The organism is Luteococcus sanguinis, from assembly GCF_039527675.1.
GTDB lineage: Bacteria > Actinomycetota > Actinomycetes > Propionibacteriales > Propionibacteriaceae > Luteococcus > Luteococcus sanguinis.
In genome coordinates, this window is the sequence record NZ_BAAAKI010000004.1 from 161436 (window position 1) to 188415 (window position 26980).

Consider the following 26980-nt stretch of genomic DNA (forward strand, 5'->3'; position numbering starts at 1 on the left):
TGGCTGGCGCAGCTCAGGGTCTAGCCCAGAAGAACGTCCGACTCGGTACAGCGTTCTCGGTACAGCGTCCGACTCGGTACAGCGTTCTCGGTACAGCGTCCGACTCGGTACAGCGTTCTCGGTACAGCGTCCGGCTCAGCCCTGCCAGGAGTAGACGAGTACCGAGTAGGGCGCCAGGTCGACGGCGGCTGAGTAGGCGTAGCCGTCCTGGTCATCATCCTCGGCCACCAGGTCGAAGGCCTGGCCGACGCCGAAGGAGTCGGAGTAGAGCTTCGCGTCGGAGTTGAGCTGCAACTTCCAGGTGCCGCCCGCGGGCAGGCCGATCCGGTAGCCGCCGCGCATCTCGCCTGACCAGTTCATCACCACCACGACGTCGTCCCCGGTGCCGTGCTCCTTCCAGCGGTGCCAGGCGATGACCTTGAAGTCGTCGTTGGTGTGGAAGACGTTGAAGCCCTGACCGGACAGGCCGCGGGTCTCGTCGGTCCAGTTGCGGCGCAGCCGGATGAGGTCGCGGTGCAGGGCCACGATGCCGGGGTAGGTGTCATTCAGTGTCCAGTCCAGCGGACGGTCGTCGGAGAAGAAGCCGCCCTGCATGAACTCCTGACCCTGGAAGAGCATCGGTATGCCCGGGCTGGTCAGCGTGACGGCAGCACCCAGGGTGGTGCGCTTCTGGGCGTGCCAGCCCTGCTGGTCGTGGGGGTTGATGTCGGTCACCGAGCGGGCCTTGCCGTTGGCGACCTCGTCATGGCTCTCGGTGTAGATCACACGACGGAAGGCCTCGGCGTCGTAGATGTGCCCGATGGCACCAGCGATGTCGGCCATCGAACGGTCGGAGTCCTGGAAGGCACCCATCGCCGCACGCAGCGGGTGCACGAAACCGGCGTCCCACTGGGAGTGGAAGGCCGCCTGGCCCTCCTCCGCGCCGACCAGGTCGGGGTTGGAGTGCATGTCCTCGGCGATCAGGATCTTCCCCGGGAACTTGGCCCGGATGTCCTGGTTGATCCAGGTCATGAGGCTCCAGCCCTCGGGGATGTCGTCGAAACCGCCCTTCGCAGTGCGGATGTAGACCGTCATGTCGTAGCGCAGGCCGTCGGCGTGGTAGTCCTCCAGCCACATCATCGCGTTGTCGTGGATGTACTGGCGCACCTCGCCGCGTCCGTAGTCGGGACGGGTGTCACCCCACGGCGTGGACGAGCGCCAGTCGTTGTAGAAGTAGATGCCGCCCTTGTCGTTTTCGCCCCACCCGTCGAAGCGCCACAGGTCGAGGTCGCTGGGCCCGAAGTGGTTGTAGACGACGTCCACCAGCACCGCCAGACCGCGACGATGGCACTCGCGGATGAAGTCCTTCAGGCCATCCGGGCCGCCGTAGGCGGACTCGACGGTGAAGGGGTGCGCCGGGTTGTAACCCCAGGAACGGTCGCCGGCGAACTCCATCACCGGCATCAGCTGGACGGCGTTGAAGCCCAGATCGATGATGTGGTCGAGGCGTTGGAGTACCGAGTCGAAATTGCCCAGCGCACCGTCGCCGGGGGAGTTGAACGAACCGACGTGTAGCTCGTAGATCACCAACTCGTTGTGCGGAGGGCACGCGAAGGAGTCGCCCTGCCAGTCGTAGGCGGAGTGGTCGACGACCACCGAGTTGCCCACGGAGTTGGTGACGCGGCGCGCATAGGGATCGTTCCGGTCGAACCAGTCGTCCCCATTGCGCAGGTGGTACTTGTACTCCTGCCCGGCCCTGGCGCCGTCCACGACGCCGTACCAGTAGCCATTGCCCTCGTCGGTCAGCGGGTTGGCGTCCTCACTCCAGCCGTTGAAGTCACCCTTGACGGTGACGGCCTGGGCGTTGGGAGCCCACACCCGGAAGGCGACTCCCTGGTCGAAGGGAATCGCACCCATCCCGGCGAGCTGCGCTGTCATGTGTCCTCCTGTTTGTTGGCCTGCACGCAGACGATAGCGGTCCCGCCGGTGGGCGGCCTGTCGGCTCGGTCACAACCAACTAGGGTGGTTCGGGTCAGCTGACTGGATGTCTTCAGGAGGTGAGGAAGCGTGCCTGGGCACGAAAGCTTCGCCACCCTGCTCACGGACGCGATCCGAGCGCGCGGGCTCACGCTTGAGCGGATCAGGCACCGCCTCGACGAAATGGGCATCACCGTCAGCGTCGCCACCTTGAGCTACTGGCAGAACGGACGCTCGCAGCCGACCCGCGCCAACAGCCAGTACATCATCGCGGCACTGGAGCACGTGCTCGAGGTGCCTCCCGGTCATCTCAGCTCGGCGGCCCCCGCGCAGCCCACGCGCCGCCGCTGGAGGCCGGCGGCCGCAAAGAGCCTGCCCGAGGTGGTCGAACAGCTGTTGCAGAGCCAGGGCCTGTCGGCGGAAGCGCTGAAGAAGCTGTCCACCCATGTCAGCCTCAAGGTCGGCCGGGACCGCACCGAGAGTTCAGAATTGGTGCGCAATGTCGTCCAGTGCGTCGCCGACGGCACCGACCGTTTCCCTCTGGTCGCGACCGTGGACCGATCGGCCGGTGAGGCGGCGCAGACCATCGAAGGCCTGGGCAGCTGCAGGGTGGGGACGGTCTACGAGGTTCCCGAACACAACCTGGTGCTAACCGAGATGATGCTGCCGCGCCCGCTGCGCCAGGGCGAGCTGGTGATGTACGAGTACATGACCAGCTGGACCCAGGGCCACGAACCCGCCACCGCGCTCCAGCTCGCCACCTCCAAGTTGAACGAGTTGGTGCTGGAGGTGCAGTTCGAGAGCCGGGACCTGCCGCGACGAATCATCGGGTACAGCCGCGGCCTGGACGAGGATCTGGGCTTCGAGACGCCCGACGCCGTCGCAGTGAGGGCACCCTGCGGCCTGGCGCAACTGGTGCGCCTGGACGTGCCGGTCGGGATCCACAGCCTGCTGTGGGAGTGGTGAGCCCACTAGGCTGGCCCGGTGAGCCAGTACGAATCCCTTGGTCTGCCGTTGATCCACGCCGGAAAGGTGCGTGAACTGTACGCGCTCGAGGGCACCGGGAAGGGTGAACCCGCCCGGATGCTGATGGTCGCCACCGACAACATCTCGGCCTTCGACTTCGTCCTCGACAAGCCAATTCCCGGCAAGGGCGTCGTGCTCACCCAGCTGAGCCGGTGGTGGTTCGACCAGCTCCACGACATCGTCGACAACCACGTCGTCTCCACCGACGTCCCCGAGCAGGTCGCTGGACGCGCGATCGTGTGCGAGAAACTCGAGATGATCCCGGTCGAGTGCGTCGCCCGCGGCTACCTGTCCGGGTCGGGATGGGCGGAGTACCAGCAGACCCGCTCCGTGTGCGGGGTGCCGCTGCCCGAGGGCCTGCACGACGGCTCCCGGCTGCCGGAACCGATCTTCACCCCCGCCACCAAGGCTGCTGTCGGCGAGCACGACGAGAACGTCGACTTCGAGACCATGGTCGCCCAGGTCGGACGTGAGACCGGCGAGGCCATTCGTGCGCTGACCCTGGACGTGTATGCCCGCGCCGAGCAGATCGCCCGCGAGCGCGGCATCATCCTGGCCGACACCAAGTTCGAGTTCGGACGACGTGCCGACGGCACGATCGTGCTGGGCGACGAGGTGCTCACCCCCGACTCGTCCCGGTTCTGGGATGTCGAGGCCTGGCAGGCCGGACGACTGGACAGCTTCGACAAGCAGCCCGTCCGCGACTGGCTCGCCAACGAGTCCGGCTGGGACCGCGGCAGCGACACCCCGCCGCCCTCGCTCCCGGACGAGGTCGTCACCGCGGCCGCCGAGCGCTACCGGGAGGCCTACCGCCGTCTGGTCGGAACAGAGCTCGCTTGACGGGTCGCGACCTGGACGCGCTGCCCAAGGCGCACCTGCACCTGCACTTCACCGGTTCGATGAGCATCCCGACGCTGGTGCAGTTGGCCGAGCACGAGGGCGTCGAGCTGCCCGAACGGCTGACCGACGACATCGCCGGGGAGGTGCCGATGGACCTGCGCGGCTGGTTCCGGTTCCAGCGCAGCTATGACCGGGCGCGTTCAGTGGTGCGCGGCGAATGGGGCTTGCGCACGATCATCCGGCAGGCGGCGCGCGAGGACGCGGCGGAGGGCTCGCGGCGGTTGGAGATCCAGGTGGATCCGTCCAGCTACGGCGAGAACGTCGGCGGCCCGGCCGGGGCGCTGGAGATCATCTGTGACGAGGCGCGGCTGGCCTCGGCCGAGGAGGGCACGCAGGTGGCGGTGGTCGTGGCTGCCAGCCGCACCCACCACCCGCTGGATGCGCGCGGCCTGGCCCGGCTGGCGGCGAAACATGCCGGCGAGGGTCCGGGCGACGTGGTCGCCTTCGGCCTGAGCAATGACGAGACGCGTGGAAGCACGCCCGACTGGGAGCCTGCCTTCCGGATCGCCGCGAAGGCCGGGCTGGCATCCGTCCCGCACGGTGGTGAGCTGCGCGGTGCCGACCACCTGCGGGAGGTCGTCGACTTCCTGCACCCCACCCGGATCGGGCACGGCGTGAGGGCGGTTGAGGACGAGGCACTGTTGGCCGAACTCGCCGAGCGCTCGATCGCGCTGGAGGTGAACCCTGCGTCCAACCTCAAGCTCGGCGTCTACGAGCACCCCGACCTGGTGCCGCTGCGGCGGCTGGTCGACTCGGGTGTGCTGGTGGCCCTCGGGGCGGACGACCCGCTGATCTTCCTCAGCCGGCTCACCGACCAGTACCGCTTCGCGCGGGAGGTGCACGGCTTCTCCGACGCGGAACTGGCCGGCCTGGCCCGCTCGTCGATCTGGGCGAGCCTCGCCAGCCCGTCCGACAAGGAGCGCTGGGTAGCCGAGGTGGACGACTGGCTGGCCGCCCCCGTCGCTGACTGAGCGCTTGGACAGAAGGTCAGGCCCATCCCAGCAGCCCCAGCCCAGCCAGGACGAGCACCAGCCCCAGCCCCATCACCGCGGTGAAGGGTTCGCGCAGCACGAGGACGGCCAACAGGTTCGCCACCATCGGCTCCGCGAGCGCGAAGGTGGCGGCCTGGGCTGCGTCCACGCGCCGCATCCCCAACTGGTAGAGCATGTATGCGCCGGCGGTGGCGGCCAGGCCGAGCCAAGCGAGCACCCACAGGGAGCGGGGCTGGGAGACGAAGGAGAGGTCCTGGCCGAGCAGCGGGCCGATCAGGATGGCGCCGGCGACGAGGAAAATGCTCGCGGTCAACGCGATCGGGTCGAGCCCTTCGACGACCAGTTCGCGGCTGGCGACGGTGTAGGTGGCGAAGAACCCACCGGCAGCCACCGCCAGCGCCAGTCCCATGGCGTCCGGGCTGGCCACGGATCCCGCGCCCAGCACCAGCAGCGCCGCACCCGACAGCCCGACCAGGGTGGCGACCAGCCAGGCCCTGGAGGGCCGGATCCCCGTTCGTCCCCAACCGGCCAGACCGGCGACGGCCGGCGCGGTGGCGAGCATCACGAGCGTCCCGACGGCCACCCCGGCCCGGCTGACCGCCGCGAAGAAGGTCAGCTGGTAGCCCGCGACGCCGAGGCCGGCCAGCGCCAGCCAGCCCAGGTGGCCGCGACCGAAGACCTGCCGCAGCCACGACGTTCCACGGAACAGGGCGAGGACCAACAGCGCGGTGCCCGCGATCAGCGCGCGCAGACCGCCAACAGCGACGGGGGAGGGATGCCCCGGCAGCAGCGCCTGCGAGGTGCCAGTGGTGCCCCACAGCGCGGCGCCGGCGATGGTCAGTGCCACCGCACGGGCGCGGCCTGGCTGATGGGACGCGTGCCGGGCGTTCGCGTGGTGGGGGCTGGTCACACCGAGCCACCCTAGGCGCCCCGGTGGGTGCTGGTCGGTGGCGTTCCGGGGGGCGGGCGGCCGCTAGGATCACTGCCATGGCGCGAGTGATCGTTGATGTGATGCCCAAGCCCGAGATCCTGGACCCCCAGGGCAAGGCGGTGACCGGAGCCCTGCAGCGGCTGGGTTACGAGGGACTGTCCGTGCGGCAGGGCAAGCGGTTCGAGATCGAGGTCGAAGGTGAGCTCGACCAGACTCGTCTCGACCAGCTCCGCGAAGCTTCGGAAAAGCTGCTGGCCAACACCGTGATCGAACAGTTCGACGTCCGCGTCGACGAGGGGAACTGAGCCGTGGCACGCATCGGCGTGGTGACTTTCCCCGGGTCCCTCGACGACCATGACGCGCTGCGCGCGGTCGAGCTGTGCGGCGCCGAGGCGGTGCCGCTGTGGCACGCGTCCGACTCTTTGTCGGGTGTCGACGCGGTCATCCTGCCCGGCGGTTTCAGCTACGGCGACTACCTGCGCTGTGGTGCCATCGCCCGCTTCTCGCCCGTGATGACCGAGGTCATCGACGCGGCCAACAAGGGCATGCCGGTGCTGGGCATCTGCAATGGCTTCCAGGTCTTGTGCGAGTCGCACCTGCTGCCGGGCGCGATGATCCGCAACGAGCAGCGCCACTTCGTCTGCAAGGACCAGCGGCTGCGCGTCGAGTCGTCCGACACCGTGTGGACCTGCGACTTCGCCGCCGGGGACGAGATCACGATCGTGCTCAAGAACGGCGAGGGCAACTATCAGGCCGACGAGGAGACGCTGAAGCGCCTCGAGGGCAACAACCAGGTGGTCTTCCGCTACATCGACGGCAATCCCAATGGGTCCAATCACGACATCGCCGGCATCACGAACCACCGTGGCAATGTCGTCGGCCTGATGCCGCACCCCGAGCACAATGTCGAGGAGCTCACCGGCCCCTCGCTGGACGGGCGCAAGTTCTTCAGCTCCGTGCTCGGTTTCCTCGGCTCGCGCGTCTGAGGCACGCCTACCGGGCCACGTCGACCCGGGCGAGCAGGGGGTGCCCGTCCGGGAGCAGCGGCAGTTCCGCGGCGCCGTCAAGGCTGGTCCCACGCGGTTCGACCACGCGCGCTCCGGGCACCAGGGTCACGAGGTGCTCGGTGAGGGCCTGGGTGATCTCGGCCGAGCGGAAGATCCCGCCCATGCCGACGACCTGCGGGGCGTCCAGGTGCTGCACCCGCTTGAGTGCGGTCGCGACCGACAGCGCCAGTTCCTGGCCGGCTCGCACCGCGATCTCCTGGCAGGGTCCGTCGCCCTCCGCGGCGAGGTCCAGCACCCGGCGGGCATAGGAGGCGACGCGCGCCACACGTCCGGCGTCGGCCTGGATCTCGATGTAGGCCCCCTCGACCGAGGAGAACTCCTGCTTGACCAGGTCCAGCATCCCGGTGGCTGGTCCCCGTCCGTCATGGGCGCGCATCGCGGCGTCCAGACCCGCTCGTCCGACCCAGAAACCCGAGCCGATGTCTCCCATCAGCCAGCCCCAGCCGTCGACCCGGGCCGTGTCGGTCGCGCCGACTGCGAGCGTGACGGTGCCGGTGCCCGTGGCACAGATGGCGCCCGGATCGGCACCCAGGGCCCCGGCATAGGAGGTGATCGAGTCGTGCGCCAGGTAGACCTCGCGCACGCCGTGCTTGCGCGCCAATGACAGCAGTTCGGCGGCGGTGTCGGTCTCGGTCAGCCCGGTCGAACCCAGCGCCAGCACCTCGGGGACGACATTTTTTCCCGCCACCGCGCCGGCCACGTCGGCCAGCTGGTCGACGACGTCGAGGTCGGTGCGCATCCCGGGGAGTTCCAACTCCAGCAGGGTTTGCCCGTCGCGGGTGGCACGGGCCCGGATGCCGCTCTGTCCGGAGTCGACGGCTACGACGGTGGCGGTACTCATGGGCGGGAGCCTACGCCCCGCCCAGGAGTGTCAGTGGGCTGTGGTTGGGTGTTCCCCATGACTTCCGCCAACCTCTCCCGCGAGGAGGCCGCGCAGCGGTCTGCCAGCATCGTCGTCCACGCCTACGACGTCATCGTCGACGTCCGTGGGGCCACCGATGCCGCGCAGCCGATGTTCGACACCACCAGCACGATCACCTTCGACGCGAGCACCGCGGACACCTGGCTGGACCTGCTGGACGGGGAGGTCGATTCCGTCGTCGTCAACGACGAGCCCGTCGAGGTCCGCTACGACGGGGCGCGCATCCCGCTGGACGGGTTGCGGACCGACGCCACGAATGTCGTCACCGTCACCGGGCGGGGCACCTACTCGCGATCCGGCCAAGGACTGCACCGCTTCGTCGACCCCGAGGACCAGCGCACCTACCTCTACACGCAGTACGAACCGGCCGACTCCCGCCGGGTCTTCGCCAACTTCGAGCAGCCCGACCTGAAGGCCGTGTTCAACCTCGTCGTCCTCGCACCCGAGGGCTGGACGGTGCTCGGCAACCAGCCAGCGACCTCGGTCATCGCGGCCCCCGACGGTGGTTCCCGGCACGAGTTCGCACCGACGCCGAAGCTCTCGACCTACCTCACCGTCCTCTGCGCGGGGGAGTGGGCCCGCGTCGCGCAGGACGCCTGGACCTCCCCGACCGGCCTCGAGGTCGACCTCGGTCTGTACTCACGCCAGAGCCTGGCCCGTTTCGTCGAGGCGGACGAGGTGTTGGCCGTCACCAAGCAGGGCATGGACTGGTACGACGCCAACTTCGGGACGCCCTATCCGTGGGGCAAGTACGACCAGATCTTCGTTCCCGAGTACAACCTGGGCGCGATGGAGAATCCGGGCTGCGTGACCTTCACCGAGCAGTATGTCTTCCGCTCCGCCGCCACGCGCGCGCAGCGGCAGGGCCGCGCCAACACGATCCTGCACGAGATGGCGCACATGTGGTTCGGTGACCTGGTCACGCCGGCCTGGTGGGACGACCTGTGGCTGAAGGAGAGCTTCGCGGAGTTCATGGGCGCGCACGTCAGCGTCGAGGCCACCGAATATGAGCAGGCCTGGGTGGCCTTCGCCGGACGTCGCAAGGCCTGGGCCTATGCCCAGGACCAGCTGCCGACCACGCACCCGATCGTCGCCGACATCACCGACTTGGAGGCGGCCGCGCAGAACTTCGACGGGATCACCTACGCAAAGGGTGCGGTGGTGCTGCGCCAGCTGGTGGCCTTCGTCGGGCTGGACAACTTCCTCGCCGGTTCGCGCGCCTACTTCACCCAGCACGCTTTCTCCTCCGCCCGCCTGGGCGACCTGTTGCGCGCGCTGGAGGACGTCTCCGGGCGTGACCTGGGAGCATGGTCGCGGGCCTGGCTGCAGACCGCGGGTCCGGATGAACTTGTCCCGGAGCTGCTCACTGACGGCGGCAAGATCGAGAGCCTGGCAGTGCACCAGGAGTCGCTCGATGCGCGCACCGGGGCTGCGGTCGGGCGGCCGCACAGCCTCGCGGTCGGCCTGTACCGCTTCGAGGGGGCAGCACTGCTGCGCGATGAACTGCTGCGGGTGGAACTCGACGGCACCGGGACCACCGCGGTGCTGGACGCCGTCGGACTGCAGGCCCCCGACCTGGTGCTGGTGAACGACACCGACCTCACCTACGCGAAGGTGGGTCTGGACGGACGCAGCCTGCGCACCGCGCTGGACCACCTGTCGGCGCTGGGGGACCCCTTGGCTCGTGCCCTGGTCTGGTCGTCGCTGTGGAACATGACGCGGGACGCACGGTTGCCGGTCGCCAACTACCTGGCTGGCGTGATGGCGCACGCGCCCGCCGAGACCGATTCGGCCACCTTGACCGAGTTGCTCGGCAACTGCTGGACCGCACTGTCGCGCTTCCTGCCCCCGCAGGCTCGCGAGGAGCTGCGTGCAGCCCACGCACAGGGTCTGCTGGACGGGCTTCGTGGAGCAACCCCCGGCAGCGACCAGCAACTCGTCTGGGCGCGGGCCGTCGCCCGGGCGGCCGTGGACGATCCCACGCTCGCCGATGCGGTGCAGCGCGAGTTCGACCCCACCACGCGCACCCAAGGTCTTGAACTGGGCACCGATCTGCGCTGGGCCGGGGTGCAGGCACTGGTCGCGCAGGGACGGATGGACGACGGCGCCCTGTCCGCCGAGCGAAAACTTGACCCCTCGGCTGGCGGACGCGTGCAAGCCCTGGCCGCGCAGACCTCGCGTCCCGACGCCGCGGTGAAGACCGCCGCCTGGCAGCGCGTCCACACCCCGCGCGGCAACTCCAACGACGAGGTCGACGCGCTGGTGGCGGGTCTCACGGTCGCCGGGCAGGACGACTTGGTGCGCGGCTTCTCGGAGGACTGGTTCGACGGGCTGGAACAGACCTGGCGCTCGCACGCGCTCGAGATCGCGCAGCGCCTCGTCCGGGGCCTGTTCCCGCCGACCGAGGACGCACCGGAGCTGGCCGGCGCCTGGCTGGCGGCGCATCCCGATGCCCCCGGTGCCCTGAGGCGGTTGGTGCTCGAGGGCCAGGACCAGGCACTGCGCGCTCGCCGGGTGCGGCAGGCGCAGGCGGTGCTGTTGGGGGCATGAACCCTTGGTGGCTGCGCCAGTGGAGGTCTAGGTTGGCAACCGGACGCCAGAGCGGTCGTCCGGTTGCACGGCTGCAACCAGATTCCCTGACGAGGACCGCATGACCCACCACCATGAGACCACCGAGCCTCGACTCCTGCCGGACGACCTGCCCCCCGTGGCACTGCCGGACGAGGAGGTCGAGCGGCAGCGCAAGCTCACCGTCAAGCAGGTCGTCATCTGGGGTGCGATCGCGCTGCTGGGGGGCGTGGCCTGGGCGATGATCGCCTTCGCGCGGGACGAGTCCATCAACGGCATCTGGTTCGTCTTCGCCGCGGTGTGCAGCTACCTGATCGCCTACCGCTTCTACGCGACCTACATCGAGAAGGCGCTGGTCAAGCCGGACGACCGCCGCGCCACCCCGGCCGAGTACTCCTACAACGGCCACGACTACGCACCAACCGACCGGCGCATCCTGTTCGGTCATCACTTCGCCGCAATCGCCGGCGCCGGACCACTGGTCGGCCCCGTGCTGGCCGCGCAGATGGGCTACCTGCCCGGCACGATCTGGATCATCGTCGGGGTCATCATCGCCGGCGCCGTCCAGGACTATCTGGTGCTGTTCGTCTCCATGCGCCGCGGCGGGCGCTCGCTGGGCCAGATGGCCAAGGACGAACTTGGCCCCATCGGCGGGGCCGCCGCCCTGCTGGCCACCTTGTCGATCATGCTGATGATCATCGCGATCCTGGCGCTGGTCGTCGTGAACGCGCTCGGTGAGAGCCCTTGGGGCGTGTTCAGCGTCGGCATGACCATCCCGATCGCGCTGTTCATGGGCGTCTACCTGCGCTACCTGCGGCCTGGGCGCGTGATGGAGGTCTCGGTGATCGGCTGCGTACTGCTGCTCGGGGCGATCATCGGCGGCGGCTATGTCTCGCGCACCGGCTGGGGCGAGGCCTGGTTCCACCTCGACAAGCCCACCGTCGCCTGGTGCCTGATCATCTACGGCTTCATCGCAGCCGTGTTGCCCGTCTGGCTGCTGCTGGCGCCACGCGACTACCTGTCCACCTTCATGAAGGTCGGTGTCATCGTGATGCTGGCGCTGGCGATCGTCGTCGTCCAGCCCACGATCACCGTGCCGGCCATCAGCGAGTTCGCGCACCGCAGCGACGGCCCGGTGTTCACCGGTTCGCTGTTCCCCTTCCTGTTCGTCACCATCGCGTGCGGAGCCCTGTCGGGCTTCCACGCGATGATCGCCTCCGGCACGACGCCGAAGATGGTGGAGAAGGAACGCCAGACCCGCCTGATCGGCTATGGCGGCATGTTGATGGAGAGCTTCGTCGCGATCATGGCCCTGGTCGCTGCCGTCAGCATCGACCGCGGCATCTACTTCTCGATGAACTCCGCCGCAGGCGCCACCCAGGGCACCGTCGAAGGAGCCGTCGCCTACGTCAACTCCCTTGGCCTGACCGGTGTCCACGTCGATGCCGCGACGCTGACCGAGACCGCCAAGAATGTCGGCGAGCACTCGATCGTCTCGCGCACCGGCGGCGCGCCGACGCTGGCCGTTGGGCTGGCGCACATCATGCATCAGGTCTTCGGTGGCACCGCGATGATGAGCTTCTGGTACCACTTCGCGATCATGTTCGAGGCGCTGTTCATCCTCACCAGCGTCGATGCCGGCACCCGCGTCGCTCGCTTCATGCTGCAGGACGCCCTGGGCAACTTCCACCCCCGCTTCCGTGACCCCAGCTGGCACCTTGGTGCCTGGCTGACGACCGCGGCGATGGTGGCCGGTTGGGGATCGATCCTGATCATGGGCGTCACCGACCCCTTGGGCGGCATCAACACCCTGTTCCCGCTGTTCGGCATCGCCAACCAGCTGCTGGCGGCGCTGGCGCTCAGCATCTGCCTGGTGATCTTCGCCCGCAAGGGTGCCCGCAAGACGCTGCTGATCATCCTCGTTCCGCTGGTCTTCACTGCGATCGTGACCGTCTACGGCAGCTACCTCAAGATCTTCTCGTCCAACCCGAAGATCGGCTACTTCGCCAACCACAAAGTGTACGCCGACGCGATCAAGGCCGGCAAGACCTCGCTTGGTGCCGCGAAGAACCCCGACCAGATGGCGGCAGTCAGCTTCAACACGATGGTGCAGGGCTGCCTGTCGGTGCTGTTCGTGGTGTGCACGCTGATCGTCCTCGCCTTCGCGATCGCCCGCACCATCCAGGCAGTCCAGGCCGGTGGCACCGCCAGCAGCGAGGATCCGGCACTCCCGGCCCAGCTCTACGCCCCGGCCGGCCTCGGGGCCAGTGCCGCGGAGAAGGAACTGGAGCGGCAGTGGGACGAGTTCTACGCGTCCCATCCCGACGCGCACCTGGTGCGGACGGGCCACTGATGGGCGAGCTGACAGGCGTCGCGATGCGGGAACGCTGGCGCAGCGTGGTCCGGTTCAGTCGCGGGGTGCTGGGCGCCGACAAGTACGAGCGCTACCTGCAGTGGCACCAGACCACCTCCCAGCCGGGGGAGCCGATGGACGTCAAGCAGTTCTGGCGCCACGAGATGAACCGACTGGAGTTCAACCCCGGCTCACGGTGCTGCTGAGCGCTCCACTGGTGGGGCCGGCGGTGGGATGGGCCCAGGCCCGTCCCACCGCCCCGAACCGCTAGATTGTCCCCGTGGCCGACACCGTTGAGAATGCCTGGAACACCCCCGACGTCGAGCAGCCCTGGGCCGAGCTCGGGCTCAAGTCGGACGAGTACGACCGGATCCGCGAGATCCTTGGCCGACGCCCCACCGGCGCCGAGCTCGCCATGTACTCCGTCATGTGGTCCGAGCATTGTTCCTACAAGTCGTCCAAGGTGCACCTCAAGCGCTTCTCAGTGCTGGAGCAGACGACCCCGCGTGGGCCCCTGCTCGCCGGCATCGGTGACAACGCCGGTGCGGTCGACATCGGTCAGGGTTATGCGGTCACCTTCAAGGCCGAGAGCCACAACCACCCGTCCTATGTGGAGCCCTACCAGGGCGCCGCGACCGGCGTCGGCGGCATCGTCCGTGACATCCTCGCGATGGGCGCCCGCCCGATCGGCGTGATGGACCCGCTGCGCTTCGGGCCCCTTGACGCCCCCGACACCGCGCGCGTGCTGCCCGGTGTGGTGGCGGGCGTCGGCGGTTACGGAAACTGCCTCGGCCTGCCGAACATCGGCGGTGAGGTCGTGTTCGACAAGAGCTACCTCGGCAACCCGCTGGTCAACGCCCTGTGCGTCGGCCTGATGCGCCACGACGACGTGAAGCGCGCCCAGGCGACGGGAGTCGGCAACAAGGTGATCATGTACGGCGCCGCCACCGGTGGTGACGGCATCGGCGGCGCGTCCATCCTCGCGTCCGAGACCTTCGAGGCCGACGGCCCCGTCAAGCGTCCGTCGGTGCAGGTGGGCGACCCCTTCATGGAGAAGTTGCTGATCGAGTGCACCTTGGAGCTCTTCTCCGAAGACCTGATCGGTGGCCTGCAGGACTTCGGCGCCGCTGGCATCAGCTGCGCGACCAGTGAGCTGGCCAGCGCCGGCGACGGTGGCATGCGGGTGGAGCTGGACGTCGTCCCGCTGCGCGACAACACGCTCTCGCCCGAAGAGATCCTGATGAGCGAGTCGCAGGAACGCATGATGGCCGTCGTCACCCCCGACAAGGTCGAGCGCTTCCTGGAGATCTGCCGCAAGTGGGACGTGCTGGCGACCGTGGTGGGCGAGGTCACCGACGGCGATCGGCTGATCATCACCTGGCACGGTGAGACCATCGTGGACGTCGACCCGAAGACGGTCGCGCATGAGGGCCCGACCTATGAGCGTCCGATCGCGCGTCCGGCCTGGATCGACGAGGTCAACGCCAACGACGCGAACCATCTGCCGCGCGCCGACAGCGGGGACGAGTTGAAGGGCCAGCTGCTCGCCATGGTCGGCTCGCCGAACCTGTGCGACAAGTCCTGGGTGACAAGCCAGTACGACCGCTATGTGCGCGGCAACTCGGTGCTGGCGCAGCCCGAGGATTCGGGCATGCTGCGCATCGACGAGAAGACCAACCTCGGCATCGCGCTGGCGACCGACGCGAACGGACGCTTCACCTTCCTGAACCCCTACCTGGGCGCGCAGCTGAGCCTGTGCGAGAGCTACCGGAATGTCGCCGTCACGGGAGCCGAGCCGGTCGCCATCACCGACTGCCTGAACTTCGGTTCCCCGGAGGACCCCGAGGTGATGTGGCAGTTCCTGGAGGCGATCATGGGCCTGGTGGAGGGCTGCCAGAAGCTTGGTACACCGGTCACCGGCGGCAACGTCAGCTTCTACAACCAGACCAATGGTGACAACATCCTGCCCACCCCCACGGTCGGCATGCTCGGTGTGATCGACGACGTCACCAAGCGGATCCCGATGGGCTTCGCCCACGAGGGTGACGGCATCTTCCTGCTGGGCGAGACCAAGGAGGAGCTGGGTGGCTCGGCGTGGAGCGAGGTCGTCCACGACCACCTCGGCGGCATCCCGCCAATGCCCGACTTCGACGCAGAGATCGCGCTGGCCAAGGTGATGCAGGCCTGCTCGGCGGAGGGGCTGCTCAGCTCGGCGCATGACCTGGCCGATGGTGGCCTCGCGCAGGCGCTGGTCGAGGGCGCGCTGCGCCGTGACATGGGCGTCTCGGTGACCCTGCCCGAGGGCGATGCGACGGTGCAGCTGTTCAGCGAGTCGGCGGCTCGAGCGCTGGTCTCCCTGCCCGCTTCCTCGCTGGCTCGGATGAGGCAACTCTGCGCCGAGCACGGTGTGGCGCTGATTCGTCTGGGCGAGGTGTTGGGCACCGGGACGCTGGAGGTCCGCGGCCAGTTCGAGGTGGGTCTGGACGAGTTGCGCCAGGCTTGGGAGGCCCCAATCCCTGCGGCGATGTCCGCGAACCCCGCCCAGAGCTGACAACATCGCGAACCGGGGTTGGTTTGTCCGGGGTTGGTTTGTACCGACAGCGGTTCAACCCAACCCCGGTTCGCGGCCTCGGAGCTCAGATGACCCTGGCGATCGACTCGCAGACGTAGTCGATGTTGTTGTCGTTCAGCGCCGCCACGCAGATGCGGCCCTTGTCGGTGCCGTAGACGCCGTACTTCTCGCGCAGTTCGACCATCTGGTCCTTGCTCAGGCCCGAGTAGCTGAACATGCCCACCTGGTCGGCGATGAACGACATGTCCCGCTTGCCGTTCTCGGGGGTGATGCCCTGGCCGGCCAGGCCATCCACCAGCTTGCGGCGCATCGACTTGATCCGGTCACGCATCCCGGCGAGCTCGTCGAGCCACTGGGCTTTGAGCTCGGGTTCCGACATGATCGCCGCGGCCACCGCGGCGCCGTGGGTAGGGGAGCTGGAGACGCTGGTGCGCACCAGCACCTTGAGCTGGCTGAGCACGCGCTTGGCTTCATCCGCGTCCGTGCAGGTCACCTGCACAGCACCCACGCGCTCACCGTAGAGCGACATGTTCTTCGCGAACGACACGGTGTTGATCAGCGGCTTGCCGGTGGCGACGAACTTCTTGATGACCGCCGCGTCCTCCTCGGGGGAGGAGGCGAAACCCTGGTAGGCCATGTCGACCAGCGGGAACAGCCCGCCTTCGGTGATCACCTCTACCACCTGGTCCCACTGCTCACCGGTCAGGTCATAGCCGGTGGGGTTGTGGCAGCAGGCGTGCAGCACGACGACTGTCCCGGCCTCGGCGGCGCGCAGGTCGCCGAGCATGCCGTCGAAGTCCACGCCGTCGCGGTCGGCAGCCTTGTAGCGGTAGGTGTCCACCTCGAAGCCGGCGCGGGTGAACACGGCCTGGTGGTTCTCCCAGGAGGGGTCCGAGAGCAGCAGCTTCGCGCCGGGGTTCACCTGGTGCAGGAAGTCGCCGGCGACGCGCAGGGCGCCGGTGCCCGACAGGGTCTGCACGGTGACCAGTCGGCCGTCCGCGATCTCGGCGGCATCCTCACCATGGACGAGCTTGGCGACCTCGGCGGTGAAGGCCGGCAAGCCGTCGATCGGCAGGTAGCCGCGCGGCTTGGGCTCGGTGCCCATCTTCTGCTCGACGGTCTTCACGCAGTCCAGCACCGGCAGCTTGCCCGTCGCGTCTTGGTAGACGCCGACACCGAGGTTGACCTTCTTGGGGTTCTGGTCGGCGTTGAAGGCCTCGGTCAGGCCGAGGATCGGGTCGCGGGGAGCCATGGGGACGGACTCGAAGATGGACATGGGTCACCTTTCGACAGTGAGGGCTTCGCCGCCCATCCTTCCATGGCCTGCACACCTCGGCGTGGGTGTTCCATGGTGCGCCCCGCGCGGCCCTCATGGTGGACTGGGCACATGACCCGACCCCGCGCCGCAGCTGCCCTCCTCAGCACTTTTCTGGCCGCCGGCGCCCAGGTGGCCACGGCCCAGTCCGGGATCCACCAGTACGAGCCGGAGTCATGGCACTGGGAGGCGGCGCCCAGCCCCTGCGCCTGAGCGAGCTGGGGCCGGTGCGTAGCATCAGCCGTGTGACCGCCTCTGCCCACTGGCCGCGCCTGTGTTCGGCCGTTGCGGCGACCGCCCTGGTCGCCGGCGCCGTGGGTGTCGCGATGGTGGAACTGCTCCGCGTGGTCCAGTGGGTCGGCTACGGGCAGTGGGGGCACGCGATCGTGCCGATGGTGCCCCATGTGCCAGCATGGCGTCGGGTGCTGGTCCCGCTGGTCGCCGGGCTGCTCTGTGGGCTGTCGTGGTGGTGGGTCCGTTCCCGCGGACGACTCGTGGGCGCGGCCGAATCCATCCGCGGTCACCGTCCGATGCACGTGGGGAGCACCCTCGTCGACGCCCTCAACCAGGTCGTCTTCGTCGGGTCCGGATCGTCGCTGGGGCGCGAGGGCGCACCCCGCGAACTCGCCGCCGCCGCGGCTGACCGCATCTCTTCATGGACGAGGCTCGAGCGGCGCGACCGGGATCTCCTGGTGGCCGCCGCCGCCGGCGCTGGCCTGGCCGCCGTCTACCTCACCCCGCTCTCCGGAGCCGCCTTTGCCCTCGAGGTCGTGCTACGCCGCCGCAGCTGGCGGGCGGCCGCATTTGCGCTCCCGGTGAGCTTCGGTGCCGTTGCCGCCGCCAGCCAGTTCGTCGGTACCGGCCCCGCGCTGCACGTCACACCCGCGCTGACCAGCAGGCCGGACGCTCACACCATCGCCGTGGCAGCCGGGGCCGCCCTGGCCGCGCTCCCGGTGGGGTTGGTGTTCGCCTGGTTCACCCGCTTCGTCGGACGGCGGCGGCCCATCCCCGGCCCGTGGTTGGTGGCCGCCCTGGTGGCGGCCGGTGCGCTGACCGGTCTGGTGGAGATCGTCCGGCCAGAGGTCGCCGGCAATGGCCGCGAGTTGGTCGAGATGGCGCTGCTGGGATCCTTCGGCGTGCAGACCGCATTGGTGCTGGTGGTGGCCAAGGCCAGCCTCACCAGCGGACACCTCGCCGCCGGCGCCGCCGGCGGTCTGCTGATGCCCTCGCTGGGCGTGGGTGCCGCGACCGGTGTCGTGGTGGCCCTGCTGGCCGGGCAACCTGTCGCCTGGGCCGCGCTGCTCGCGGGCGTCGTGGTGCTCACCTGCACCCAGCGGGCCCCGCTGTTCGCCTCCGCCTTCGTGTGGGAACTCACCCGCGCCCACTGGACCCTCGCCGTGGTCGGGTTGCTGGTTGCCGCCTGTACCCGAGTGGTCACCAGAACTGAGTTCCTAAGGAACGTCAAGCCACTTGGCGGCTCGTAGGCTTGGTGGAGGCGGGCTGGGATGTTGGAGCGCTTTGCGACTCCTGTGACTCCTGGCCCGCCGCCTGCTTGCGGCGTTCGCGCATCCGCTGGTGCCGGACGTTGTCGCGGCGGCGCGGTTGGAGTTGGTAGCGGTCCTTGACGATCGCGCGGCCTTCGGCCTCGGTGATCGGGGTGCCGTCGACGTCGCGTAGGACGTAGTGCTGGCCGGTGCGCATGCAGGTCGCGATCCGGGTCAGCATGGTCGTGGCCAGGTGGCAGACCGCTGAGGAGTGGTGCCGATCGCCGGCCATGAGCCGCTGGTACTTCGCCGCGATCTGCGGGTCGACCTTGCGGGCCTGGTCAGCAGCGGCGAACAGCATCTCGCGCAGCAGCGGGTCACCGGCCTTGGTGATCGAGGACTCGACCTTCGACACCCCGGACTGGCTGACCTTCGGCACCAGACCGGAGTAGGCGCGGATCGCAGCCAGGGAGGTGAACCGGTGCGGGTCACCGATCCGGCCGGCGATCACGGCACTGATGACCGGCCCGACCCCTGGCGCTGAAGCGACGATCCCGTCGGGGTCGGCATCGGCGTAGAGGTTCGCGATCCGCTCGTCGATCTCCTTGATCTGACCGGTCAGGAACAGTGCCTGCTCGGCCTCGTGGGCGATGTCGGCGGCGAGCTCGGCGAAGTCCATCCCGTCGCTGCCGTCATCAAGGGTCCACAACGAGAGGGTCTCCTTGGCTGCGACGATCAACGCGGCGGCCCGGTCTTCGCGCCACGCGCCGCGGGAACGGGCGATCAGGAACCGTGCCAGGCGGGCCTGGCCGAGCCGGATCACCGCGTGCGGATCGGCGTAGCGGGCCAAGAACTCCAACGCGGCGATGCCATAGCGGGCGTTGAGGGCCTCGTACCAGGCCGGGCCGAGCAGCTCGGTCAGCGTGTCGAGTCGTGCGTAGACCGCGGTGCGACGTTTCACCATCGTCGAGCGCTGCCTGGTCAACCTGCGCAGCGGATCGGCCGGCCCTTGGCCGGAGTAGGGCCGCAGCCCCTCGGGATGCGGCAGCGGCAGCCGCGCGAGCAACTCGGAGTCGATCCGGTCGTTCTTGGTGTGCTTGGAGTAGTACTTGCGCAGGTCCGAGGACTGCGTGGTCGGGACCATCACCACCGTTGCGCCGCGGCGGCGGAACCACTCCGCGACCACGATCCACGCGTTCCTGGTCGGCTCAACCACCACGGTCAGCTCGCCCGGCTCTGCCAGGTCGAGGTCGTCCCAGAGCCGCTCCAGATCAGCCGGTCGGGTCCAGAACTTCCTGCCCGCCACACGGTCTTGCCGTCGACCGCGAGCGTGGCCTGATGCGCGGCCCGGCAGGCCACGTCGATTCCCAATGTCAACGCCATCGGCGTCCTCCTGTCAGTCACTTTCGGGTTCCCAGGTGACTGACCACCGCGGCCACGGCCCAGACATTCTCTAAGCAGGAGTCCCGCACGCCGGCTGGCTCCAAGTTCCCGAACAGGGACACCGCTCGACCAGACACCGAGTCCGCGGGCGACCACTCAGATGCCAGGGATCACCACGTGTCCCGGTCGGAACGCTCGACCGCCCACGGACCCACCGTCAGGCTAAATGTCGGACGCGCTCGCTAGAGTCGCGCCCATGACCGATTCCGCACAGCTTGCGACCCACCTCGATGCCATCTGGCCGTCCGTGATGGACGACTACCTTGGCCTGCTCCGGATCGAGTCGATCAGTTCCCTGCCCGAGAAGGCGGACGAGATGACCCGCTCGGCCGAGACCGTTGCCGGGTTGTTGCGCGGCGTGGGCTGTCCTGACGTCCAGGTCGTCGCCGAGGGCGGCCAGCCGGCCGTGATCGGCCGCTTCCCGGCGCCCGAAGGGCATCCCACCATCTGCCTGTACGCCCACCACGACGTCCAGCCCACGGGCGACCTGTCGTTGTGGTCCACCCCGCCCTTCGAGCCCACGGAACGCGACGGACGTCTCTACGCCCGCGGCGCCAATGACGACACCGCCGGCATCGCCGTCCATTTGGCAGCCCTGCGTGCCTGGGAGGGCAAGCCCCCGGTCGGCGTCACCGTCTTCATCGAGGGCGAGGAGGAGGTCGGGTCACCGTCGTTGGCCGCGATCATGGCCAAGCACGCGGACGCGCTACGCTCCGACGTCTTCGTGATCTGCGACGCCACCAACTGGCAGGTTGGCCAGCCCTCGGTCACCACCGCCCTGCGCGGCATCTGCGACTGCGTCGTTGAGGTGCGCACCCTCGACCATGCCCTGCACTCCGGCGGTTTCGGCGGTGTCGTGCCCGACGCGCTCACCTCGCTGTGCCGGCTGCTCGCCACCCTGCACGACGACCTGGGCAATGTGGCCGTGGAGGGCCTCAAGACCGGCCAGGTGCCCGACCTCGACTACGACGAGGCGCGGCTGCGAGCCGACACCGGCATCCTGAACGGCGTGCAATGGCTGGGTGAGGGCTCCACGGTCTCCAAGATCTGGGCCAAGCCGGCCGTCTCGGTGATCGCGATCGATGCGACCAGCGTCGCCAGTGCGTCCAACACCCTCGCTCCGGTGGCCCGCGCCAAGGTGAGCCTGCGGGTTGCCCCCGGCGACGATGCCGACGAAGCACTCGCTGCCCTCACCCGGCACCTCGAGTCGCACGCCCCGTGGGGCGCGCAGGTCAACGTGACCGCCGGCGAGACGGGCCAGCCCTGCGTCGTGCCCTACCGGGGTGCGTTGGCCGAGGCAGCCGACGCCGCCTTCACCCAGGCCTTCGGCGTGGCGCCGGTGCAGGTGGGCTGTGGCGGTTCCATCCCCATGCTGGCCGACTTCCAGGCCGCCTTCCCCGGCTCCGAGATCCTGGTCACCGCCGTGGCCGATCCGGACGGACGGCCGCACGGCATCGACGAGTCCCAAGACCTGGGCGACCTGAAGAAGGCGGCCCTGGCCGAGGCTCTGTTGCTGGCGCACCTTGCCAACAGTTGAAAGCTGGAGAACTGAATCACTGAGGTAGCTGAAGTGGGGCTGAAGTCCTGAACGGAAAGTGAACCTTGGGAGACATGGACGGCCCCTATGGGTCATGATTGACCTTGGAGCCGGGCGCGGTCCCACAGCTTCGGGGGAAGCGAGGGGACCAGTCCTCAAGGGGCATTGAGTGGCCCACCACAGCTCGGGGGAGCGGTGGCCAGTGCACCGGCTGATCAGACACGGCAGACGAGGGGTGAAGGGTCCGGATGGGGCCCGGCGCCCCTCGTCGTCCGTCTCTGGCCCGGATTGCGGGCTCAGGCAGGCGTCACCCGCAGCAGCTTGTCGTCCCCGCCGTTCGAGGTGGTCACCCACAGGGCACCGTCGGGGTCGAGTCGCGCCGTGCGGAGCCGGCCGAAGCCAGCCAGCTCGGGCACCTCATGGACGTCCCCGATCGTGCCGTTGCCGCGCACCTGCATCGCCAACAGGCGCTGGCCCTTCAAGCAGGCCACCATCAGCCGTCCGGCGTAGCCGCCCCACTCGGCACCCGTGGCGAAGTCGGCACCCGAGGTGGCGATGGTGGGGTCTCCGGAACTCCAGACGGCCGCACGCACCCCGTCGATGCTGGTGTCTGTCATCGCAACGTCCTGGTTGTAGGAGCCGTTCACGACCGGGTTCCAGCCGAAGTTCGCACCCTTGGCCAACAGGTTCACCTCGTCGTCCACGCTGGTTCCGTGCTCGACGGAGAACATCCGCCCCGTCCCCGGCTGCACGGCCAGCCCCTGCACATTTCGGTGGCCACGGCTCCAGACGAAGCGGCGGCTGCCGGGCCCCGCCGCCCAGGGGTTGCTCGCGGGAACCGACCCGTCGGCGCCCAGGCGCAACACCTTGCCGCCCAGCGAGTCCAGGTCCTGCGGGTGGGTTCCGCTGGCGGTGTCCCCGGTGCCGATGTACAGCAGTCCGTCGCTGCCGATGCGCGGACGACAGCCGCTGTGCTGCCCGCTGGGGTTCTCGGGAATGCCGGTCAGGAGGGGGCGGAGGCGGGTGGCGCTCATCAGGTCGTCCGACAGTGTGAGCGGCACCACCTTGATGTCGCCAGCGGTGGTGTTGAAACAGGCGATGATGCGTCGGTCGGAGGCAAAGTCGGGGGAGAGTTCCAGCCCGAGCAGGCCCCCCTCGCCGCTCACCTGGACGTCGTCCAGATCGGCCGTGATCGTGGCGACCTTCCCGTCGCGCAGCACCGACAGCACCCCGGTCCGCTGGGTGAAGACGACGGCGTCGTCGACGAAGACGAGGTCCCAGGGGTACTCCAGACCGGAGGCGGCCGTCTCGACCGAGAGCTTCGGGATCGCGGTGGAGGTGGCGGTTGGGGTCGCCGTAGCCGAGCCAACCGTCGCGGACGTGGCGGAACCCGCAACAGTCGGGCTGGCGGACGGGATGGATGACCTGGTCGTTGAGTCTCGCGTCGTGCTGCCACCGGACTCGCTGCAGGCAGCCAGCACGGCGAGCGCGCCGGAACCGATCAGGGTGCGTCGGGTGATGTCCATGCACCACGCTAACCCGGCAGGCCAGCGCAGGGCCGCTGGCTCAGAAACCAACCTCGCGGGCGAACAGGTCGTCGTAGGTCTCCCGGCGGGTCATCAGCGTCGCCGTGCCGTCCTCGACGAAGACCACCGCGGGCCGGGCGACCATGTTGTAGTTGCTGGCCATCGTGTAGCCGTAGGCGCCAGTGACCGGCGTGCACACCACGTCCCCCACCTTCAGCGACTCCGGCAGGAAGGCGCGCGGGACGACGATGTCGCCGCTCTCGCAGTGCCGGCCGACCACCTGCGCCGCGACGGGACGCGCGGCCTGCGGGTCGTTCACGCTGAAGGCCTCATAACCGGAGTCGTAGAGCATCGGACGCGGGTTGTCGCTCATGCCGCCGTCAACCGCGGCAAAGGTGCGATCTCCCTTCGTCTGCAGCGAACCCAGCGTGTACAACGTCAGGCCGGCCTGGGCGACCATCGAGCGTCCGGGCTCGGCCAGCAGCGTGACGCCGGGCAGGGTCTCGCGGCCCCAGGCCAGGATGGCCTGCGCCCAGTCGGCGAAGCTCGGGCACTCGTCCTCGTTCAGGTAGCGCACGCCCAGGCCGCCGCCGACGATCAGCACCTCGGGGGAGTACTGGCGCACCATTGGCGCCACCGTGTCCAAGGCCTCGATGAAGTTCTCGATCTGCAGCACGAAGGAGCCGATGTGCAGGTGGATGCCTTTGAAGCGCAGCAGTTCGTGGTCGCGGATCCGCTCAATGGCGCGGGCTGCGTCGTCGGTCCAGGTCGGGAAACCGAACTTGGAGTCACGGTTGCCGGTGGAGATGAACTCGTGGGTGTGCACCTCGATGCCCGGGTTGATGCGCACCAACAGGTCGACGCCTTGGCCGAGTTCGGCGGCGAGGGTCTCGAGCCGGTCCAGCTCGTCGAAGTTGTCGACGACGATCCACTGCACGCCCTCGACCACGGCGCGGCGCAGTTCGTCGGGCTGCTTGTTGTTGCCGTGCATCACCAGGCGGGAGGCATCGACGCCGGCACGGCGGACGCACTCGTACTCACCGCCGGTGGAGACGTCGAAGCTGATCCCGGTCTCGGACGCCAGCTTGGCCAAGCCCGGGGTCAGGAAGGCCTTGGTCGCGTAGGCGACGCCTGGCCCGAAGTGCTCGACCGCCTCGGTGAAGTGGTTGCGCAGCTCAGCGGCGTCGTAGACGAACAGCGGCGTGCCGAACTCCTCGGCCACCTCCAGCAGGTCGCACCCGCCGACGCTGATCCGGCCGTCGACCACCTTCGCGCTGGCCGGCAGCAGCGACAGGTCGACGGGGTCGGTCTCGGTGAGGGCATTGGCGCACATGGTGCGCAAGATTAGTCGTCCTAGTCTGGGTGACATGGGGGAGTACCAGCGTCCGGTCTTCGAGAACTGGATCGACCGACAGGTGCGAGAGGCCACGGAACGTGGCGAGTTCGACGCCGCCCGGGGCAAGCCGCTGCCCGACCTCGGCCGACCCGAGGACACCGATTGGTGGGCCAACCGGAAACTGCGCGACGAGGGCCTCACCGCGGTGTTGCCGGGGCCCTTGGCCGTGCGGCGCGAGAAGCAGGACATTCTCACCACCCTGGACGAGGTGCGCAGCGAGGAGACCGCCCGCGCGATCGTCGAGGACCTCAACGCCCGGATCAAGGAGTCGAACATCACCCGCTGGCAGGGCCCGGCGATCATCACCGGTCAGTTGGACGTCGAGGAAACGCTCGCGCTCTGGCGATCGCGTCGAGAACGATAGGCTGACCCGGTGCCGCTTCGACCCGATGGTCTGCTGACCCACGAACTCGACCCTGACGACCCGCGCCCCCAGGACCACTGCGGTGTGTTCGGTGTCTGGGCCCCCGGGGAGGAGGCGAGCAAGCTCACCTACTTCGGCCTGTTCGCCCTGCAGCACCGCGGCCAGGAATCGGCCGGCATCGCCGTGAGTGACGGCAACCGGATCATGGTCTTCAAGGACATGGGTCTGGTCAGCCAGGTCTTCGACGAGGCGACGCTGACGGCCCTCAAGGGCGACGTCGCGGTCGGCCACACCCGCTACTCGACCACCGGTGCCAGCACCTGGGGCAATGCCCAGCCCACCTTCCGTCCCTTCCAGGGCGGCGGTCTGGCACTGTGTCACAACGGCAACCTGACCAACACCGACGAGCTCGAGGTGCTGCTCGCCGAGCGGATGCCGGACGAGAAGGTGCCGCACAAGGCGCGGATGGACTCCTCCTCCGACACCGCCATCCTCACCGCCCTGTTGGCCTCCGACCCTGACCTGGGGCTCGAGGCCGCGGCGATGCAGACCCTGCCCCTGCTGCGAGGCGCGTTCTGCCTGACCTTCATGGACGAGCGGACGCTGTACGCCGCCCGCGACGCGCAGGGCATCCGTCCGCTGGCGATCGGGCAGCTGCCCGGGGGCGGCTGGGTGGTCGCCTCGGAGACCGCGGCGCTGGACATCGTCGGTGCCACCTTCGTCCGCGACGTCGAGCCCGGCGAACTGGTCGTCCTGGACGGCAACGGCATCCGCAGCCGACGCTTCGCCAAGGCGAAGCCGAAGCATTGCCTGTTCGAGTACGTCTATCTCTCCCGTCCCGACACGGTGCTCAACGAGCGCCGGATCCACAACGTCCGCGTCAAGATCGGCAAGCTGCTGGCCAAGGAGTGCCCGATCGACGCCGACCTGGTGATCCCGACGCCGGAGTCGGGCATCCCGGCCGCGATCGGTTTCGCCGCCGGGTCCCAGATCCCCTACGGCCAGGGCCTGGTGCGCAATGCCTACGTCGGTCGCACCTTCATCCAGCCGTCCAATGGGATGCGGCAGATGGGCATCCGGATGAAACTGAACCCGCTGCCCAGCGTGGTCGGTGGCAAGCGGATCGTCGTCGTGGACGACTCGATCGTGCGCGGCAACACCCAGCGCCAGGTCGTGGCAATGCTGCGCCAGGCCGGCGCGAAGGAGGTGCACGTGCGCATCTCCGCCCCGCCGGTGGAGTGGCCGTGCTTCTACGGCATCGACTTCGCCACCCGCGACGAGCTGATCGCGCCGAACATGTCCATTCCCGAGATCGCGAAGGCCATCGGGGCTGACTCGCTCGGCCACATCAGCCTGGACGGGCTGATCAAGGCCACCCACGTGCCGAAGAACGACCTGTGCCGCGCCTGCTTCGACGGCGTGTACCCGGTCGGCAAGAAGGATCTACCGCTGGCAGAGTTGAAGAGCACATCCGTGCAGAAGAAGGGGAAGTGATGAGCCAGTCCGCCTACGCACAGGCCGGGGTCGACATCGAGGCCGGAGACCGCGCCGTCGAGCTGATGAAGGCCCACGTCGCCCGGACCCGTCGCCCCGAGGTGCTCGGAGGCCTGGGTGGTTTCGCCGGCTTCTTCGACGCGTCGGCCTTCAAGAGCTACCGCCACCCCGTGCTGGCCACCTCCACCGACGGCGTCGGCACCAAGGTTGCCATCGCGCAGGCGATGGACGTCCACGACACCATCGGCTTCGACCTGCTCGGCATGCTGGTCGACGACCTGGTCGTCTCCGGCGCCGAACCGCTGTTCGTCACTGACTACATCGCCTGCGGCAGGGTCGTCCCCGAGCGCATCGCCGCCATCGTCAAGGGGATCGCGGCGGCATGTGAGACTGCCGGCTGCGCGCTGCTGGGCGGAGAGACCGCGGAGCACCCGGGCCTTCTGGAGTCGGACGAGTACGACATCGCCGGCGCCACCACCGGCGTCGTCGAGCGGGACGAGATCCTGGGCGCCGAGCGGATCGAGGCCGGTGACGTGGTGCTCGCGATGGCCAGCTCCGGCATGCACTCCAATGGCTACTCCCTGGTGCGCCACGTGCTGCTGCACCAGGCCAAGATGTCGCTGGAGGGCCACGTTGACGAGCTCGGACGCACGTTGGGCGAGGAACTGCTCGTCCCCACGCACGTCTACGCCAAGGACGTGCTGGAGATGATCGCCGCCACCAAGCACGCTGCGGGCATCCACGCCATGAGCCACATCACCGGCGGCGGCCTGGCGAACAACCTGGCCCGCGTGGTTCCCGACCACCTCGGCGTCACCATCGACCGGTCCACGTGGACCCCGCCCGCCATATTCCAGCTGGTGCAGCAGGTCGGGCAGGTCTCCCAGGCCGACATTGAGGCGACGCTGAACCAGGGCGTGGGCATGGTGGCGATCCTTCCGGAGGACTCCGTCGAGGCAGCCCAGCAGGTGCTCTCTGCCCGTGGCGTCGAGTCCTGGCTGGCGGGCCAGGTCGGTGATTCAACGGCTGAGCACGCGCGGGTCACCATGGTCGGCGAACACCCGCGCGCCTGAACGGTTCCTCGCTTTGAGCGGCGCTCGGGTAACCGGTAGCCTGTCTCCCACGACAGTTTGA

Annotated in this window: 21 protein-coding genes and 1 pseudogene; 15 read left to right on the forward strand and 7 right to left on the reverse strand. The window is 68.8% G+C overall.

The genetic code is table 11. From position 1 onward, the window contains the following. Positions 1 to 135: 135 nt before the first annotated feature. Positions 136 to 1917 (reverse strand): alpha-amylase family glycosyl hydrolase, encoded by a 1782-nt coding sequence (locus ABD089_RS04460; RefSeq protein WP_343885014.1) that lies wholly within the window; start codon positions 1915 to 1917, stop codon positions 136 to 138. 129 nt (positions 1918 to 2046) lie between these two features. Between ABD089_RS04460 and ABD089_RS04465 the strand changes: the two genes are divergently transcribed. The 3 genes and pseudogenes from ABD089_RS04465 to ABD089_RS04475 all read left to right on the forward strand — a co-directional run bounded on the left by ABD089_RS04465 (position 2047) and on the right by ABD089_RS04475 (position 4853). After that, positions 2047 to 2922 (forward strand): hypothetical protein, encoded by an 876-nt coding sequence (locus ABD089_RS04465; RefSeq protein WP_343885015.1) that lies wholly within the window; start codon positions 2047 to 2049, stop codon positions 2920 to 2922. 18 nt (positions 2923 to 2940) lie between these two features. Continuing rightward, a pseudogene (locus tag ABD089_RS04470) lies at positions 2941 to 3807 on the forward strand (phosphoribosylaminoimidazolesuccinocarboxamide synthase); the annotation flags it as partial. Positions 3808 to 3818: 11 nt separating this feature from the next. Further along, positions 3819 to 4853, forward strand: coding sequence for an adenosine deaminase (locus ABD089_RS04475; RefSeq protein ID WP_343885016.1), 1035 nt, complete (start codon positions 3819 to 3821; stop codon positions 4851 to 4853). A 16-nt stretch (positions 4854 to 4869) separates the two neighbouring features. Here ABD089_RS04475 and ABD089_RS04480 read toward each other — a convergent pair whose 3' ends face one another. Next, positions 4870 to 5784 carry a DMT family transporter gene (locus ABD089_RS04480; protein WP_343885017.1) on the reverse strand — a complete coding sequence of 305 codons (915 nt, stop codon included), beginning with the start codon at positions 5782 to 5784 and terminating at the stop codon, positions 4870 to 4872. A gap of 77 nt (positions 5785 to 5861) precedes the next feature. On the opposite strand from ABD089_RS04480, the gene purS reads away from it, so the two are divergent. Continuing rightward, complete coding sequence (gene purS, locus ABD089_RS04485; protein WP_386769115.1) at positions 5862 to 6110, forward strand: phosphoribosylformylglycinamidine synthase subunit PurS; 249 nt, start codon at positions 5862 to 5864, stop codon at positions 6108 to 6110. A 3-nt stretch (positions 6111 to 6113) separates the two neighbouring features. Beyond that, a complete protein-coding gene (gene purQ / locus ABD089_RS04490) occupies positions 6114 to 6791 on the forward strand; it encodes a phosphoribosylformylglycinamidine synthase subunit PurQ (protein WP_343885018.1) in 678 nt (225 codons plus the stop codon). A gap of 7 nt (positions 6792 to 6798) precedes the next feature. Here purQ and ABD089_RS04495 read toward each other — a convergent pair whose 3' ends face one another. Next, positions 6799 to 7713, reverse strand: a complete 915-nt coding sequence (locus ABD089_RS04495; RefSeq protein ID WP_343885019.1) for an N-acetylglucosamine kinase — start codon at positions 7711 to 7713, stop codon at positions 6799 to 6801. A gap of 57 nt (positions 7714 to 7770) precedes the next feature. Between ABD089_RS04495 and pepN the strand changes: the two genes are divergently transcribed. The 4 genes from pepN (at position 7771) to purL (ending at position 15266) form a co-directional block, all read left to right on the forward strand. Next, positions 7771 to 10344: an aminopeptidase N gene (pepN, locus tag ABD089_RS04500; protein ID WP_343885020.1), complete on the forward strand. Its 2574-nt coding sequence runs from the start codon at positions 7771 to 7773 to the stop codon at positions 10342 to 10344. Between the two features lie 100 nt (positions 10345 to 10444). Continuing rightward, positions 10445 to 12715 carry a carbon starvation CstA family protein gene (locus ABD089_RS04505; protein WP_343885021.1) on the forward strand — a complete coding sequence of 757 codons (2271 nt, stop codon included), beginning with the start codon at positions 10445 to 10447 and terminating at the stop codon, positions 12713 to 12715. Next, positions 12715 to 12921, forward strand: coding sequence for a CstA-like transporter-associated (seleno)protein (locus ABD089_RS04510; RefSeq protein ID WP_343885022.1), 207 nt, complete (start codon positions 12715 to 12717; stop codon positions 12919 to 12921). The genes ABD089_RS04505 and ABD089_RS04510 overlap by 1 nt, the downstream gene beginning before the upstream one ends. A 74-nt stretch (positions 12922 to 12995) precedes the next feature. After that, positions 12996 to 15266: a phosphoribosylformylglycinamidine synthase subunit PurL gene (gene purL, locus ABD089_RS04515; protein WP_343885023.1), complete on the forward strand. Its 2271-nt coding sequence runs from the start codon at positions 12996 to 12998 to the stop codon at positions 15264 to 15266. 85 nt (positions 15267 to 15351) lie between these two features. Here purL and ABD089_RS04520 read toward each other — a convergent pair whose 3' ends face one another. Next, entirely contained in the window at positions 15352 to 16563 is a 1212-nt protein-coding gene (locus ABD089_RS04520) for an amino acid aminotransferase (RefSeq protein ID WP_343885024.1), read from the reverse strand. A gap of 111 nt (positions 16564 to 16674) precedes the next feature. On the opposite strand from ABD089_RS04520, the gene ABD089_RS04525 reads away from it, so the two are divergent. Continuing rightward, a complete protein-coding gene (locus ABD089_RS04525; RefSeq protein ID WP_343885025.1) occupies positions 16675 to 16815 on the forward strand; it encodes a hypothetical protein in 141 nt (46 codons plus the stop codon). Between the two features lie 32 nt (positions 16816 to 16847). Next, positions 16848 to 18086, forward strand: a complete 1239-nt coding sequence (locus ABD089_RS04530; protein WP_343885026.1) for a chloride channel protein — start codon at positions 16848 to 16850, stop codon at positions 18084 to 18086. Here the strand turns inward: ABD089_RS04530 and ABD089_RS04535 are convergent. After that, positions 18064 to 19392 (reverse strand): IS110 family RNA-guided transposase, encoded by a 1329-nt coding sequence (locus tag ABD089_RS04535; RefSeq protein WP_343885027.1) that lies wholly within the window; start codon positions 19390 to 19392, stop codon positions 18064 to 18066. The two genes, ABD089_RS04530 and ABD089_RS04535, sit on opposite strands and share 23 nt — an antisense overlap. Before the next feature lie 333 nt (positions 19393 to 19725). Between ABD089_RS04535 and ABD089_RS04540 the strand changes: the two genes are divergently transcribed. Beyond that, complete coding sequence (locus ABD089_RS04540; protein ID WP_343885028.1) at positions 19726 to 21066, forward strand: dipeptidase; 1341 nt, start codon at positions 19726 to 19728, stop codon at positions 21064 to 21066. Positions 21067 to 21362: 296 nt separating this feature from the next. On the opposite strand, the gene ABD089_RS04545 is transcribed toward ABD089_RS04540, so the two are convergent. Both ABD089_RS04545 and lysA read right to left on the reverse strand, forming a co-directional pair. Then, entirely contained in the window at positions 21363 to 22592 is a 1230-nt protein-coding gene (locus ABD089_RS04545; protein ID WP_343885030.1) for a PQQ-dependent sugar dehydrogenase, read from the reverse strand. 40 nt (positions 22593 to 22632) lie between these two features. Beyond that, entirely contained in the window at positions 22633 to 23925 is a 1293-nt protein-coding gene (gene lysA / locus ABD089_RS04550) for a diaminopimelate decarboxylase (protein ID WP_343885383.1), read from the reverse strand. A gap of 34 nt (positions 23926 to 23959) precedes the next feature. Here lysA and ABD089_RS04555 point away from each other — a divergent pair, with 34 nt between their 5' ends. Genes ABD089_RS04555 through purM form a run of 3 tightly spaced genes read left to right on the forward strand, consistent with a single transcriptional unit; the run spans position 23960 to position 26919 of the window. After that, entirely contained in the window at positions 23960 to 24352 is a 393-nt protein-coding gene (locus ABD089_RS04555) for a DnaJ family domain-containing protein (RefSeq protein ID WP_343885031.1), read from the forward strand. A gap of 9 nt (positions 24353 to 24361) precedes the next feature. Then, on the forward strand, positions 24362 to 25846 hold the full coding sequence (gene purF / locus ABD089_RS04560) for an amidophosphoribosyltransferase (protein ID WP_343885032.1): 1485 nt from the start codon (positions 24362 to 24364) through the stop codon (positions 25844 to 25846). Continuing rightward, positions 25843 to 26919: a phosphoribosylformylglycinamidine cyclo-ligase gene (gene purM, locus ABD089_RS04565; RefSeq protein ID WP_343885033.1), complete on the forward strand. Its 1077-nt coding sequence runs from the start codon at positions 25843 to 25845 to the stop codon at positions 26917 to 26919. Before purF ends, purM begins: the two co-directional genes overlap by 4 nt. Positions 26920 to 26980 lie beyond the last annotated feature (61 nt).